Here is a 14,562-nt window from a genome sequence, read left to right as displayed (position 1 = left end):
AATCAGACCGTTCCCGATCTACTCGTAATGCCTTCAGTCTCTGCCAATTTTGAACTAAGAATACTGAGATAAATCATTTAACAAAGATATTGAGTTCAAACATCCGCATTTCAAGGCCAAATTTTGAAACAATGTGGCTTAGTGTAAGGATTTTTCATCCATACAACCATTAATAGACGTATTTGTTTGAAGCACTCTGAAGTTTTTAATCAAAGTGGTGACGGATTAGCCAGTATTTGCTCATACATTGAGATTCGAAATCGATATTCTCAGTACAATTATCATCATCTTGATATACTTAGCGTGTATTTCTACCTAAAAAGCACCTCTTTTTGCGTTAATTTCGAGGGCAATTGGGTAATAAAGACAATAATGTAAACTATACCTAGATGGAAAGCTGCTCTAGAATACCAATATCTCAACAAAATTAGATTTTGCCTATGCGTGATCATCGCCCAACAGCTACAGACGATCTTATTGCTGAATCTCAGTTTAAGCAGATTCAACAGCATGCTGGAGAGATCTTACAGCTAAACCAAGCTCTACAATCGATCTTACCGAAAGGCACCGCCGATCATTGCCGAGTAGCAAATATTCGCAATGGCCACTTGTTGATTGATGTCTCTAGTGCAGCGATCAAAATGAAGGTCGATTACGATCGTTTAATGATCCTCAATAAACTGCGTACACAAGGCTACGCCAAACTCATGAGTGTTGAGGTGAGAATTAACCCTTCTTTGTACCGAAATCGCTTTGAACATGATGATCGGCCAAAACGCCCACCTCTCACTGAAGCGGCGGCTAACTCATTAATGATCATTGCAGATATCGCTCCGCCTAAAATTAAAGAGCGTTTAAAGCGTCTCGCTGACATGGCAGAAAAGAAGAGCAACAAATGAGCGTTTTTTAAACGACTTATTTACAGATAGCAAAAAGCCAGGCATTGCCTGGCTTTCTTAATCTATTTACGTCTGCGCATTTAGTATTATGCTAGAACCATGTTTGGTTCTGCAAAAGCAACCGGTGAACCCGCTTCTTCTTCAAATGTTGTCCATTCCCATGCTTCTTGATCAGCAAGAACGGCACGTAGAAGTTGGTTGTTCAAACCATGACCTGATTTGTACGCTCGGAATTCGCCGATGATGGCATGACCACACATGTAAAGGTCACCAATCGCGTCCAATACTTTGTGTGTTACGAACTCATTCTCAAAGCGTAGGCCTTCTTCGTTAAGAATACGGTAATCATCCAGTACGATTGCGTTATCAAAGCTACCACCCAGAACTAGGTTCTGAGATTGTAGGTATTCGATATCACGCATGAAACCAAACGTACGCGCACGAGAAATCTCACGAACGAAACCTTGAGATGAGAAATCAAACAGAAGACGTTGCTCGTCTGACTCGATCGCAGGGTGGTTAAAGTCAATTTCAAAGTCCATACGGAAGCCGTTAAATGGTACAAATTCAGCCCATTTATCGCCGTCTTCAAAACGAACTGGTTTCTTAATACGGATAAAACGCTTTGGCGCATTTTGCGTTTCGACACCAGCTTGTTGCAGCAGATATACGAACGGGCTTGCGCTACCATCCATAATTGGAATTTCAGGTGCGTCAACTTCAACAATAATATTGTCGATACCCATACCAGCAAGTGCTGCATTCAAGTGTTCAACCGTTGAAATGCGAATACCTTCGTCGTTAACCAATGCTGTACATAACATAGTGTCACGAACAGATGCCGGATCAGCTGGAAAATCTACAGGTGGATTTACATCTGTACGACGGTAAATAATGCCTGTATTTGCAGCAGCTGGGCGCAGAGTAAGTGTCACTTTACGACCAGAGTGGAGACCCACACCAGTTGTTTTCACTATTTCTTTCAGAGTTCTTTGTCTGATCATCTGCTTGCCTCTCTAAAAAATGCTACAAAACACGGCCGCCTGTAACGTCGACCGTGAATGCTACCATAATTTTGAACTCTGTCAAATTTATGGATTAAAGATTAGTCAGCCTGACGACGCAAAAATGCTGGGATATCTAAATAACCACTCTCTTTCTCTTGTTTCGGTGCTGCAGAGCTTTGACCCACAGATACAGAAGAAGAAACAGTGTTTGTTGGCTGAGGAGTTACCTGCGGTTTCTCTTGCACTTGAGTCTGCAAAACTTGTGCCGGTTTTTCCTCAACTTGTGGTAGCACCGCTTGTTGTTGCGGAGCAGGCGTTGGTGCAACTTTCGCTTTACCACCAGCAACTAATGTGATGTCTGGCTTTTTCTCATTGCCGATACCCGTAGCAACCACTGTTACACGGATTTCGTCAGTCATGTCTGGGTCTAGAGAAGTACCGATAACCACGGTGGCATTGTCAGATGCGAATGCTTTCACTGTGTTACCCACTGTCTCAAACTCATCAAGACGCATATCAAGACCTGCAGTGATGTTAACAAGGACACCACGAGCGCCCGCTAGATCGATATCTTCCAGAAGTGGGCTAGAAATTGCCATCTCCGCTGCTTCTTCTGCACGATCTTCGCCTTTCGCGATGCCACTACCCATCATTGCGTGACCCATTTCAGACATCACAGTACGTACGTCTGCGAAGTCGACGTTGATCATGCCGGGACGAGTGATGAGCTCTGCAATACCTTGAACCGCGTTCTTAAGAACATCATTCGCACTTGCAAAAGCTTCTAATAGCGTTACACCACGACCAAGAACTTTAAGTAGCTTCTCGTTTGGAATCGTGATCAAAGAATCAACATGCTTAGACAGCTCATCAATACCTTGCTCAGCGAATGCCAAACGCTTCTTGCCTTCAAAGCTGAACGGTTTCGTTACTACCGCTACCGTTAGAATGCCAAGCTCTTTAGCCACTTCAGCAATAACAGGTGCAGCGCCTGTACCTGTACCGCCACCCATACCTGCGGCGATAAACACCATGTCGGCGCCAGTTAGGGAATCTTTAATTCTGTCTCTATCTTCGAGAGCAGCCTCACGGCCGACCTGTGGATTCGCACCTGCCCCCAGACCTTTAGTGATATCACCGCCGATTTGAATGACATTACCAACGCTTGTCTTACGAAGTGCTTGCGCATCAGTGTTGACGCTGATGAATTCCACTCCTTCGATGGATTCACGCACCATGTGTTCAACGGCGTTACCACCGCCACCACCAACTCCAACGACCTTAATTACTGCATCGTCAGACATTTCCATCATCGGTTCAAACATGTGTTGTCTCCGTTTATCCTGCAACTCAGGTTAAAACTCATTTCTTATCCAATTACGCAATTTACCGAAAAAGTTAGTCACAGATGCGGAAGAACGCTTAGGTTCATTATAATCGCTATCGTCACTAGACTGCATATCTCTTGCGTAATAAAGTAATCCAACTGCCGTAGAATGGTACGGCTCTTTTACATAATCAGTTAAGCCGCTGACTTCGAGCGGTTTGCCGACCCTTACTTGATTGCGGAATACGCGCTCCGCACACTCTACCACTCCGTCAATCTGCGCAGCACCGCCGGTAAGAACAACACCTGCGGCAAGATGGTGCTTAATGCCTTCTTCGCGCAATTTTGCTTGTACTGAGTCGATAGTTTGGTTAACCAGTCCCATAAGCTCTGAGTATCGCGGCTCAATCACTTCTGACAAAGTCTGACGCTGCAGACTGCGTGAAGGTCGTCCACCGACACTTGGTACGTTAACCGTGTCATCCTTGCTGACTAGTTCACTCAAGGCACAGCCATATTTTACTTTTATTTCTTCGGCATCACTCACTGGTGTACCAAAAGCAAAAGCAATATCGCTAGTGACAGCATTTCCTGCGTAAGAAAACACTTCAGTGTGACGTAATGCGCCACCAGTCCAAATGGATACATCCATTGTTCCAGCGCCAATATCAACCACACAAACCCCAAGCTCTCTTTCATCCTCGGTGATTACCGCATTACTTGCAGCAAGCCCAGAAAAAACAAGTTGCTCCACTTTAAGGCCGCAGCGTTCTACCGCCTTAATAATATTGCGTGCCATATCATTATGGCAGGAGATCAAATGGACGCTAACCTCCATCCTCACTCCAGATAAACCAAGTGGGTTTTTAATCCCTTCTTGATAGTCGATGGTGAACTCTTGCGGAATCACATGTAGGATTCGCTGTTCATCACCGATTTTAATCGATTTTGCGGTATGGATAGCGCGATCCATATCTTCTTGAGACACTTCCTCATCAGATATGGTGCCCATGCCTTTTTCAATTCGGCTTGCGATATGCTTACCAGACAACGAAATGAATACACGGCTAATTTGGCATTCGGCCATTAGCTCTGCTTGATCAATCGCGCGTTGTACTGATTTAACAACCGACTCCAAATCATTCACGCCGCCTTTATCCATGCCGCGTGAAGGGCTGCTACCTGAACCAATAATGTTTATTTGGCCATCTGGTAGAATCTCACCCACTAGAGCTGAAACGGTTGCAGTGCCTATATCAAGACCAACAATAATGTTGTCATCGGCGACCTTAGTCATCTGTACTCTCTTGTTCTAACTCATGTTCAGGAAACCAACCAACCGCGGCTCCCGTATCGTACCTAAGATCGATATAACTGATTCTTTGCGTGTCGCTTCCAAGCTTATGATAGAGTGAGAAAAAACGCTCTATTCGCTCATCCAAAGATTCTTTACCGAGCTCTAGTCGAATACCGTTATCAAGGATGATTTGCCAAGCTCGTCGCTCGTTTAATACTAGAGACGATATTGCAAGACCCAGCTGCTGAAATTTAGGTCGAAGTTCACGATAGGTTTGCAAGACTTCCGGCCCGGTTGCAGTGGGTCCATATAGCTTAACTTTCTCTTCCTTTAGTAGGCCGACATCCCCTTCAAATACCAAACCATTGTTGTCCAACAGTTCGATGCCATTCCAAATGGCGACGGGGTGATGTTCTGTCAAAAATACTTTTACCGTGTCTGGCCACTGCTTTCGAATAGCCGCATGGGCTACCCAAGGAAGGGCCTCTACACTTTGTTGCAACACATCAATGTCTTGTGACATGAAGGTTCCAATGTGATCAATACTGCCAAACGCTGCTTGAACATCGTCTGCTGTGACATACTCCAGCTTTCCCTGAAGTACGATTTTGGAAAGAGGTAACCTTTGGTCATCCCACATCCAACTGATCGCTGAGTACAAAACAGAACTAATTATTGTCATCACGATAACGAAAAATAGCGCACCCAAGATCTTCTCTTGGCGACCACGGTGATTCTCCGTGTTAAGCCGCTCTTCATTCAGTGCAATATTCAACAACGTCTTCGTTTCCTGATTTTTGTCCTGTGCTTTTTATCGTGTTATTACACACTAATAAAAGCATTGACTTTAACCTTGGGATTATACTGAGCTCTTGTAAACTATCAAACACTGATAGTGATAAATCACAACGTTCTTGATACAAAATCGAGATCTAGGTCTTTATCTGTGCTTTGTATCAATCATCGCTGTTAACCGAGCATCTTATTAACATTCAGCTCAAGAACAGCCAGTTGCTTCGCTACTTTACCAACATCGCCCGCCCCTTGAGTCAAGATCAAGTCGCCGTCTTGTATAACATTAGCCAAAACTGATGGTAGTTGTTCAATTTCAGGAACAAAAATGGGATCTACCTTGCCACGACTGCGAATTGTGCGACATAGCGCACGACCATCAGCGCCAGCAATGGGTTTCTCTCCTGCCGCATAGACATCCAACATGATCAATACATCAACCTGCTCAAGTACATTGGCAAAATCATCGTAAAGATCACGCGTTCGACTGTAGCGATGCGGCTGAAAAATCATCACCAAACGCTTATTTTGCCAACCACTACGTGCGGCATCAATCGTTACACCTACTTCTGTTGGGTGATGACCATAGTCATCCACCAACATAGCTAGACCATTACCGGTATCGAACTCCCCAAGGTGGTCAAAACGGCGCCCAGTCCCCTCAGTACCAGCCATCGCTTTAAGAATGGCTTCATCACTGATGTCATCTTCTGTGGCTACCGCAATCGCTGCCGAAGCATTCAGTGCATTGTGGCGACCTGGAATATTCAATGTAATGTCTAGATTCGCATGACCTTCACGAACCACGGTGAACTTACCTTGCTGACCTTCTTGACGGTAGTTTTCAATGCGTACGTCTGCATCTTCTGAGAAACCGTAAGTGATCACCTGACGGCTGATACGTGGAATCAACTCACGAATGACTGGATCGTCGATACACACAATCGCTTGGCCGTAAAATGGTAGGTTGTGCAAAAAGTCGATGAAGGTTTGCTTCAATGTTTCGAAGTCACCTCCATAAGTATCCATATGATCCGCTTCAATATTGGTGACAATGCTCACCATGGGTTGCAGGTGCAAGAATGACGCATCGCTCTCATCTGCTTCAGCAATCAGAATACGGCTTGAACCTAGACGTGCATTCGTGCCAGCGCTCTTCACCAGCCCGCCGTTAACGAACGTTGGATCAAGGCCTGCTTCAGAATAGATTTGCGTTACAAGTGCCGTAGTCGTTGTTTTGCCGTGCGTACCCGCAACAGCAATACCATGACGGAAACGCATCAACTCAGCCAGCATTTCTGCGCGGCGGACGATAGGAATACGCAATTCACGCGCCGCCATCACTTCTGGATTTTCTTCGTTAATCGCGGTTGAAACCACAACAACACTGGCATTCTCAACATTGCTGGCTTGATGGCCAATAAATACCGTTGCACCTTTTGATACTAAACGCTCGGTCACAGGGTTTTCTGATAGGTCAGAACCTGTGATTTGGTAGCCTTCGTTCAACAGTACTTCTGCAATGCCGCTCATGCCCGCACCACCAATACCGATGAAGTGGATGGATTTCACGCGGCGCATCTCTGGCACCATTGCGCGAATTTGAGCTAAGTCTTGTGTATGTTGGATTGTCATCAATTCTATTCTCAATAATTCGTTAACGCTTTTCGGTCAAAGCAACAATGGCTTGTGCGACAACTCGGTCAGCATTCAATTTTGCAGCGCCACGCGCTTGCTCAGCCATTGTAAGTAAAGCTTGTCGATCCAATTGTTGGATCTGCTGAGTCAGTGACTCAACGGTTAAATCTGGTTGTTCAATCATTTTCGCCGCACCACAATCCACCAAGTGGTCTGCATTCAGTGCTTGCTGACGGTCTTTATGCATAAACGGAACAAAGATAGCCCCCACGCCCGCCGCTGATACTTCAGAAACGGTTAACGCTCCTGAACGACAAACCAAAAGGTCAGCCCATGCATAAGCTTCTGCTACGTCGTCAATGAATTCTGTTACTTCTGCATTCGCCACACCATTCGCTTGGTATGCCGCATTCACTTCTTCCGCGGAACCTTTACCCGCTTGATGACGAATACAGTAATCATCGCCCAATTTTGCCATCACTTCTGGCAGCGTTTGGTTAAGAATGCGTGCACCTTGGCTACCACCCATCACAAGAATACGAATTGGACCTTGTCGTTCTTGCATGCGTGCAGCAGGAGCATCGAGCTGGGTTACGTCTTCACGTACTGGATTACCAACCACTTCTGCTTTTGGAAACGCGCCAGGGAAAGCTTGAAACACCTTCTTAGCGATTTTCGATAGCCATTGGTTTGTGAGACCTGCGACGGCATTTTGCTCATGCAGCACAACAGGAATTCCGCTCATCCAAGCCGCAATACCACCAGGGCCACTCACGTAACCGCCCATGCCAAGCACAGCGTCTGGCTGCCAACGTTTCATGTGAGCACGAGCCTGCATGATGGCATTAACAATTTGAAATGGTGCCGCAAGAAGACGTTTAACGCCTTGACCTCGTAGACCTTTTACTTTGATAAAGTCGATTTCAATGCCATGTTTTGGCACTAAATCCGCTTCCATTCTATCCGCGGTACCTAACCAGCGAATCTCCCAACCTTGCTGTTGCAACTGCTTCGCTACGGCCAAGCCTGGGAAAACGTGACCACCAGTACCACCGGCCATCACCATCAAACGTTTATTTTTCTTCATCGTCTTGTTGTTCTTTCTGACCGCGCTTTAAACGGCATTCGTGATCGATACGCAGCAATATGGCAACTGCAATAGACATGATTAATAGGCTTGAGCCACCATAGCTGATCAGAGGTAGGGTGAGCCCCTTGGTTGGCACAATGCCTGCTGCCGCACCAACGTTAACTAAGGTTTGGAAAGCAAACCAAATACCAATGCCAAATGCTAAATAACCACCAAACATTTCGCCCGCTTCGAAGGCTCGCTTACCGATATAAACCGCTTTTAACACTAAACTGAAGATCAGCATTAATACCAATACAACGCCGGCAAAGCCGAGTTCTTCTGCGAGCACCGCGAACACAAAGTCGGTATGGGCTTCGGGTAGATATTCCAATTTTTGAATCGAGTTACCCAGACCTTGACCAAACCATTCACCTCGGCCAAATGCCATCAACGATTGTGTCAATTGATAGCCGCTGCCGAATGGGTCTTCCCATGGGTCAAGAAATGACGTGACACGTCGCATACGATAAGGCTCAATCAAAATTAAGCCTACAACAGCAACTATCCCTGCAATCATTAACGCCAAAAACTGCGTTAACTTGGCCCCCGCGATAAATAACATACCAAACAGGGTCACCAGCATCACAACAACCGTACCTAAGTCAGGTTGACGCAGGAGTAATACCGCAAATACCGTAAAAACCATTATTGGTTTAATGAAGCCACCAAAGAATGTCTGACGAACTTCATCCTGTTTACGAACCAAGTATCCAGACATAAACATAAACAGAGAGAGCTTGGCAATCTCTGCCGGCTGTAAATTAATTGGTCCAACGGGGATCCACCGAGAAGCACCATTAACAGACTTACCTGCAACTAAAACAATGACAAGCAGTGCAACCGATATCCCAACGATGTATTTAGAGTTCCGAAACCAAAAGTCTAAGGGCTTACAAAGGACAACCGAAGATGCTGAAACGGCAACGACCAAGAATAGAGCGTGACGGAACATAAAGTGGAATGGCTGATCCGTCAGTCGAGAACTGATGGGAAACGATGCAGAGGTCACCATCACCAAGCCAGTTAACATCAAACCTAGCGCAATCCATACCAACTGACGATCAAAGAGCGCCTCTGGTGCTGGATGCTTAAGCCAAGTGCCAATGCTGCGTTTAACGTTACCTAAAACCACGAAATGTGTGACCTTTAATTATGCGTATTTTTGAGCAAGATTAGCGAAGGCATCGCCCCTTGCCATAAAGTTATCGAATTGATCAAAGCTAGCACATGCCGGAGAGAGCATCACCATATCGCCAGGTTTTAACTGCGAAGATATTTGTTGAATCACATCTTCCATGCTGTCAAAACGAGTTGCCGATTCGTGCAGTGGCATAAAGGCATCACCATCGGTACCAAAGCAGCAAAGTTGCAGATTCAACGTAGTGAAGATAGGCTTTAACGGCGAAAAATCTGCGCCTTTACCAACCCCACCAACCAACAAATACAGTTTGCCCTTCGATTCTAGTCCGGAAAGTGCGGCCATCGTGCTAGCAATATTAGTTGCTTTGGAATCATTCACCCATTTTACGCCACGATTATCCGCAACCACCTGGCATCGATGCGTCAAACCCGTGTAAGTTTTCAGTGCATGTAACGCTTTGTGATAGTCAATACCAGCGGCCTTGAGTAAAGCGAGCACGACCAAGGCATTCGCCAAGTTGTGCTTACCGACCAGTTTGAGCTCATCGCTAGCAATCACACGCTGGCCGTGATCAAGCAACCAAGTGCGACCGGCATCTGATTCCAAACCATAAGCTCGCTCATCAGTGCCAAACGTCATCAACGGCATGTCACTATCAGGGTAGGTTTCTTGGTCATCACGGTTAACGACTGCTAGCTCGGCATTATCAAAAATACGCAACTTCGCTTGTCGGTAGTCCGCCATGCCTTGATAGCGATCCATGTGATCTTCAGAAAGGTTTAGAAACGCGGCGGCTTTAAGCTTAAGGCTCGACGTCGTTTCTAGTTGGAAACTCGATAACTCAAGCACGTACAAATCCGCGTCTTGCTCTAGCAAATCTAAAGCTGGCACTCCAATATTGCCGCCAACGCCAACGGTTAGTCCAGCGGCTTTCGCCATCACGCCCGTTAAGTCAGTGACCGTGCTTTTGCCATTAGAGCCAGTGATCGCGATAACGGGTTTCGTTACTGCCCAAGCAAACAACTCAATATCGCCAATAACAGGCGTGCTTTTCGCAACTATTGTTTGGATTTCTGGCGTAGCTAAGGCAATGCCTGGGTTGGTCACTACCAAGTCGGCTTCAGCTAACCATTCGGTATTCCAACCACCACTGTGCAACTCTACCTGTTCAGGTAATTGCTCAGCACCCGGTGGGTTAGCACGCGTATCGATGACTTTAACCGCCAGTTGCGGCTGTGTTTTTGTTAGGTGTTTAACGACAGAGAGCCCGGTAATACCGAGCCCTACAACGACGACCTTATGTATGTTTTGCCAACGTTCCATATTTGATCACAGTATCTGTTATTCTTAGAAAGTTATTGGAAAGTGCGATTAACGCACTTTCAGTGTCGCTAGACCAATCAGAACAAGAACCATAGAAATAATCCAGAAGCGCACAATGACGCGAGGTTCTGGCCAGCCTTTAAGTTCGTAGTGGTGATGGATAGGAGCCATGCGGAAAATACGCTGACCACGCAATTTGTAAGAACCGACCTGCAGGATAACCGATAGCGTTTCCATTACAAATACACCACCCATGATCACCAAAACCAACTCTTGGCGAACCAGAACTGCAATGGTCCCTAGAGCACCACCCAATCCTAGGGAGCCAACATCACCCATGAATACTTGTGCTGGGTAGGTATTGAACCACAAGAAACCAAGACCAGCACCAACGATTGCCGTACATACAACAACCAGCTCAGAAGCGTGCGGTAGGTATGGTATATGTAGGTATTCAGAGAAGTTAACGTTACCCGTCGCCCATGCAATGACGGCAAAACCAGCTGCAACCAACACCGTTGGCATGATTGCCAAGCCGTCTAGACCATCCGTTAGGTTTACCGCGTTACTGGTACCAACAATCACAAAGTAAGTCAGAATAATGTACATCAAGCCAAGCTGCGGCATGATGTCTTTAAAAAATGGCACCACTAGCTGAGTTGCAGCCGTATCTTTGCCATAGGCGTACAGTGCAAAAGCGACAACAAACGCAATCAATGACTGCCAGAAGTATTTCCAACGCGCGATCAAACCATCGGTGTTCTTACGCACCACTTTGCGATAGTCATCGACAAAGCCAACTGCGCCATAACCAAGCAATACAACCAGCACAGCCCAAACGTAAGGGTTGGACAAATCAGCCCACAACAGAATCGTGATAGAGATTGCCGCTAAAATCATGATACCGCCCATCGTTGGGGTGCCACGTTTGCTAAAGTGAGATTCTGGTCCTTCGTTACGGACAACCTGACCAATCTGTAGCATCTGAAGACGCTTGATCATGATAGGCCCCATCCAAAGAGACAGGCCTAGAGCAGTCAGTACGCTTAATATTGCTCGAAAAGACAAGTATTCAAACAAACGGAAGAAAGACAGGTATGGCTGTAGCAGCTCGGCAAGCCAAATAATCATTAATAATACTCCTTCAAAGCAGCAGCGACTTCAAACATACGAGCACCGTTTGCCCCTTTCACCAAAATTGTATGGCACTCAGGAGCGGCTTGATCTAAATGCTGCTTGATGTAGTCAATCATTTCTTGATGGGTCTCGAAATGGATGCCGTCACAAAGTGTACTAATGACCTTCGCGTCTGCACCATACGTGAGAACATGTTCAAATTTTTGTGGGGCAGCATGTTCCCCGACTTGGCGATGAAGTGCAAGACTTTCCTCACCCAATTCCGCCATATTACCCAAAATCAACCAACGTTGGCCTTGGAATGCCCCCAGCAAATCAACCGCCGCCTTCATCGCTGGAACGCTTGCGTTGTAGCTATCATCAATCAGCTTAATCTTATCGCTCAGATCTTCCACCTCAACACGGCCTTTAACCTTGTTTAAGTGCTTAAGGCCCGTCCGAATCTCTTCTAACGTTGCTCCCATTTGTAGCGCAATGATAGAAGCCGCAATCGCGTTCGCCACGTTGTGCTGACCTATGATACCCAGAGACAGTTCAATTTCTTGTGAATCTGCTGCGATATGTAGATTAAAGCTTGCTTCACCCGCCGTGTTCATCACGATGTTAGACGCATAAAAATCGGCATCGGTGTTCGTTGGCGAGAAAGTAATGACTTTTTTATCTGCCAACACCGTTTGCCATTTATCTTCACCATTGCTATCGAGGTTAACAATCGCCACCCCTCCAGCAGAAAGCCCTTGGTAAATTTCACCCTTAGCTTGCTTCACGCCATCGATAGAGCCAAAACCTTCGAGATGTGCCGCTGCCACGTTGTTTACCAAGGTGATATCTGGTTTAACCAACTGCGTTGTATAAGCAATTTCACCGATATGGTTAGCCCCCAACTCAATCACCGCGTAATCATCGTCTTGCTGTGAGCGCAGTAGCGTGAGCGGTACACCAATATCATTGTTGAAGTTACCCGCAGTAAACAGCACTTTACCTTTCAACTGTAGGATACTGGCCACCATCTCTTTCACTGTCGTTTTGCCACAACTACCGGTGATCGCCACCGTTGGCGTTTGACAAGATTGATGAACCCATGAAGCCAACTCACCCATTGCGACTTTACTGTCGACCACGACTACTTGAGGCACATTTATCTCTAAACGTTTTTGCACCAGTAGCGCACCGGCACCCAACTCAACCGCTTGCTGACAAAAGTCATGCGCATCAAAACGTTCGCCAACTAAGGCAACAAACAGCGCACCTTGTTCAATAGTGCGAGTATCGGTCGATACAGAATCGATCGTCAGATCATGACCAATTAATTCACCGCGAGTGGTGTCAGCAATTTGAGAGAGTGATACGGTAATCATGATGAAAGCCCCAATAGTTGCATGGCGGACTCTCGATCAGAGTAATGAATGGTTCCGCTATTTAGAATTTGGTAATCCTCATGGCCTTTACCAGCCAACAGGATGATATCTTGTGGAGAAGCATGCTCAAGAGCGTAAGAAAGTGCTTTAAAGCGATCATGCTGCACAATCGCATCGGCAGGTGTAGCAAGCCCTGCTAGCATGTCTTTCATGATAAGAACAGGGTCTTCACTGCGTGGGTTATCGTCGGTCAGAACCACCTTATCGCCTAAACGCTCAGCAATTTCTGCCATCATTGGACGTTTACCTGCATCGCGGTCACCACCACAGCCAAAGATAGCCCACAACTGCCCTTGGCAATGCACACGCAGCGCTTGCAGTGCTTTTTCTAGTGCATCTGGCGTATGAGCGTAATCCACAACCACTTTAGCGCGGTCATCGGCTTGAAACAGCTCCATCCGACCAAGCACTGGCTGCAATTGGCCTGCTGTTGCCAGTAAAGCTTGCTTGTCAAAATTGAGACTCAACAAGGTTGTGAACGCCAACATCAAATTTGCCGCATTAAATTCACCAATCAAAGGGGCATGAAGCGTACCGCAACCGAACTTGCCATCAAATTCAATCATAATGCCGGACTCTGCGTAAGCAATATGATTCGCAAAAACAGCCTGCTCAAACTCACAATGGGGCTTCAACGACACAGCAAGTGCATTACTTAATTGCTTCGCCCACGCAGCACCGACTACATCGTCAACATTGATGATCGCGTGTTCACATTGATGTTCAGTAAACAGGGTTAACTTTGCATTGGCGTATTCTTCCATCGTACCGTGGTAGTCAAGGTGATCTCGGCTTAAGTTCGTAAAAACGCCTGCGGCAAACGACAGCGCTTTCACACGACCTTGAATCAAACCGTGTGAAGAAACTTCAAGCGCTGTGTATTGCGCTTTTTGCTCAGCGAGCGAAGACAATGTTTTTTGAATTTCAACCGCATTGCCAGTGGTGTTTGCGGCTTCTTGCAAGTTATCAAGGAAACCATTACCCGTCGTGCCCATGACAGCGGCTTTTGAACCAACTAAATCAATCCACTGCGCAATCAATTGGGTGATGGTGGTTTTACCGTTAGTGCCAGTGACACCAATCAGATCCATATTTGGATAGTGATACAACTGACTAGCGATTTGAGATAAGCATTTGTCCAATGCATCGAGGTAAATAACGGGTACGTCATCCATAATCTCAATCGTACCATGCGTTTTTACATCGCAGGCTTGAGCGATAACCGCATTCGCGCCTTGCTGAATGGCTGTTGGGATAAACTTACGTCCATCCACAACGTGGCCAACAATGGCGACAAATGTTGTACCAGGTTGAATTCTTCGACTATCAAGTTCTAGTTCTGAGACGAGGACGGACGACAAGCTAGGGCAATCCACCCAAGGGGAAAGCAATACGTCCATACTGATGGCTTTGGTCATATTTGTTCTCCGAGCTTAAGCTCAGGTTTTCTT

General features: G+C 46.3%; 12 protein-coding genes. 1 reads left to right on the top strand and 11 read right to left on the bottom strand.

Features of this window, described 5'->3' with window-relative positions; all coding sequences use genetic code 11:
- The first annotated feature begins 440 nt into the window (after nucleotides 1-440).
- On the top strand, nucleotides 441-899 hold the full coding sequence (locus AK966_RS09935) for a DUF721 domain-containing protein (protein ID WP_099078873.1): 459 nt from the start codon (nucleotides 441-443) through the stop codon (nucleotides 897-899).
- Between the two features lie 86 nt (nucleotides 900-985).
- Here the strand turns inward: AK966_RS09935 and lpxC are convergent, their stop codons facing one another.
- The 11 genes from lpxC to murE form a co-directional block, all read right to left on the bottom strand.
- Nucleotides 986-1,903, bottom strand: a complete 918-nt coding sequence (gene lpxC / locus AK966_RS09930; protein ID WP_099078872.1) for a UDP-3-O-acyl-N-acetylglucosamine deacetylase — start codon at nucleotides 1,901-1,903, stop codon at nucleotides 986-988.
- 101 nt (nucleotides 1,904-2,004) lie between these two features.
- Nucleotides 2,005-3,231, bottom strand: coding sequence for a cell division protein FtsZ (ftsZ, locus tag AK966_RS09925; RefSeq protein WP_099078871.1), 1,227 nt, complete (start codon nucleotides 3,229-3,231; stop codon nucleotides 2,005-2,007).
- A gap of 30 nt (nucleotides 3,232-3,261) precedes the next feature.
- Nucleotides 3,262-4,530, bottom strand: a complete 1,269-nt coding sequence (ftsA, locus tag AK966_RS09920; RefSeq protein WP_099078870.1) for a cell division protein FtsA — start codon at nucleotides 4,528-4,530, stop codon at nucleotides 3,262-3,264.
- Nucleotides 4,523-5,308 (bottom strand): cell division protein FtsQ/DivIB, encoded by a 786-nt coding sequence (locus tag AK966_RS09915; protein WP_119464061.1) that lies wholly within the window; start codon nucleotides 5,306-5,308, stop codon nucleotides 4,523-4,525. The genes ftsA and AK966_RS09915 overlap by 8 nt, the downstream gene beginning before the upstream one ends.
- A gap of 191 nt (nucleotides 5,309-5,499) precedes the next feature.
- Nucleotides 5,500-6,957, bottom strand: coding sequence for a UDP-N-acetylmuramate--L-alanine ligase (murC, locus tag AK966_RS09910; protein WP_172438091.1), 1,458 nt, complete (start codon nucleotides 6,955-6,957; stop codon nucleotides 5,500-5,502).
- Nucleotides 6,958-6,979: 22 nt separating this feature from the next.
- Nucleotides 6,980-8,047 carry an undecaprenyldiphospho-muramoylpentapeptide beta-N-acetylglucosaminyltransferase gene (murG, locus tag AK966_RS09905; protein WP_099078867.1) on the bottom strand — a complete coding sequence of 356 codons (1,068 nt, stop codon included), beginning with the start codon at nucleotides 8,045-8,047 and terminating at the stop codon, nucleotides 6,980-6,982.
- Nucleotides 8,034-9,224 carry a cell division protein FtsW gene (gene ftsW, locus AK966_RS09900; RefSeq protein WP_099078866.1) on the bottom strand — a complete coding sequence of 397 codons (1,191 nt, stop codon included), beginning with the start codon at nucleotides 9,222-9,224 and terminating at the stop codon, nucleotides 8,034-8,036. The genes murG and ftsW overlap by 14 nt, the downstream gene beginning before the upstream one ends.
- An 18-nt stretch (nucleotides 9,225-9,242) precedes the next feature.
- Complete coding sequence (gene murD, locus AK966_RS09895) at nucleotides 9,243-10,556, bottom strand: UDP-N-acetylmuramoyl-L-alanine--D-glutamate ligase (protein WP_119464060.1); 1,314 nt, start codon at nucleotides 10,554-10,556, stop codon at nucleotides 9,243-9,245.
- Nucleotides 10,557-10,604: 48 nt separating this feature from the next.
- Entirely contained in the window at nucleotides 10,605-11,687 is a 1,083-nt protein-coding gene (gene mraY / locus AK966_RS09890; protein WP_119464059.1) for a phospho-N-acetylmuramoyl-pentapeptide-transferase, read from the bottom strand.
- Nucleotides 11,687-13,051, bottom strand: coding sequence for a UDP-N-acetylmuramoyl-tripeptide--D-alanyl-D-alanine ligase (gene murF, locus AK966_RS09885; RefSeq protein ID WP_119464058.1), 1,365 nt, complete (start codon nucleotides 13,049-13,051; stop codon nucleotides 11,687-11,689). Before murF ends, mraY begins: the two co-directional genes overlap by 1 nt.
- Nucleotides 13,048-14,529 carry a UDP-N-acetylmuramoyl-L-alanyl-D-glutamate--2,6-diaminopimelate ligase gene (murE, locus tag AK966_RS09880; RefSeq protein WP_119464057.1) on the bottom strand — a complete coding sequence of 494 codons (1,482 nt, stop codon included), beginning with the start codon at nucleotides 14,527-14,529 and terminating at the stop codon, nucleotides 13,048-13,050. The genes murF and murE overlap by 4 nt, the downstream gene beginning before the upstream one ends.
- Between the last annotated feature and the right edge of the window lie 33 nt (nucleotides 14,530-14,562).

It is taken from the genome of Vibrio sp. PID23_8 (assembly GCF_003584965.1).
GTDB lineage: Bacteria > Pseudomonadota > Gammaproteobacteria > Enterobacterales > Vibrionaceae > Vibrio.
The sequence above is the reverse complement of the archived record's forward strand: the minus strand, read 5'-3'. Positions and strand labels throughout refer to the sequence as shown.

Excerpts from the sequence above, each read along its gene's own strand:
- ftsA (WP_099078870.1), bottom strand. The coding sequence starts at position 4,530 with ATGACTAAGGTCGCCGATGACAACATTATTGTTGGTCTTGATATAGGC.
- murD (WP_119464060.1), bottom strand. The coding sequence starts at position 10,556 with ATGGAACGTTGGCAAAACATACATAAGGTCGTCGTTGTAGGGCTCGGT.
- mraY (WP_119464059.1), bottom strand. The coding sequence starts at position 11,687 with ATGATTATTTGGCTTGCCGAGCTGCTACAGCCATACCTGTCTTTCTTC.
- murG (WP_099078867.1), bottom strand. The coding sequence starts at position 8,047 with ATGAAGAAAAATAAACGTTTGATGGTGATGGCCGGTGGTACTGGTGGT.
- AK966_RS09935 (WP_099078873.1), top strand. The coding sequence starts at position 441 with ATGCGTGATCATCGCCCAACAGCTACAGACGATCTTATTGCTGAATCT.
- murE (WP_119464057.1), bottom strand. The coding sequence starts at position 14,529 with ATGACCAAAGCCATCAGTATGGACGTATTGCTTTCCCCTTGGGTGGAT.
- murF (WP_119464058.1), bottom strand. The coding sequence starts at position 13,051 with ATGATTACCGTATCACTCTCTCAAATTGCTGACACCACTCGCGGTGAA.
- ftsZ (WP_099078871.1), bottom strand. The coding sequence starts at position 3,231 with ATGTTTGAACCGATGATGGAAATGTCTGACGATGCAGTAATTAAGGTC.
- murC (WP_172438091.1), bottom strand. The coding sequence starts at position 6,957 with ATGACAATCCAACATACACAAGACTTAGCTCAAATTCGCGCAATGGTG.
- lpxC (WP_099078872.1), bottom strand. The coding sequence starts at position 1,903 with ATGATCAGACAAAGAACTCTGAAAGAAATAGTGAAAACAACTGGTGTG.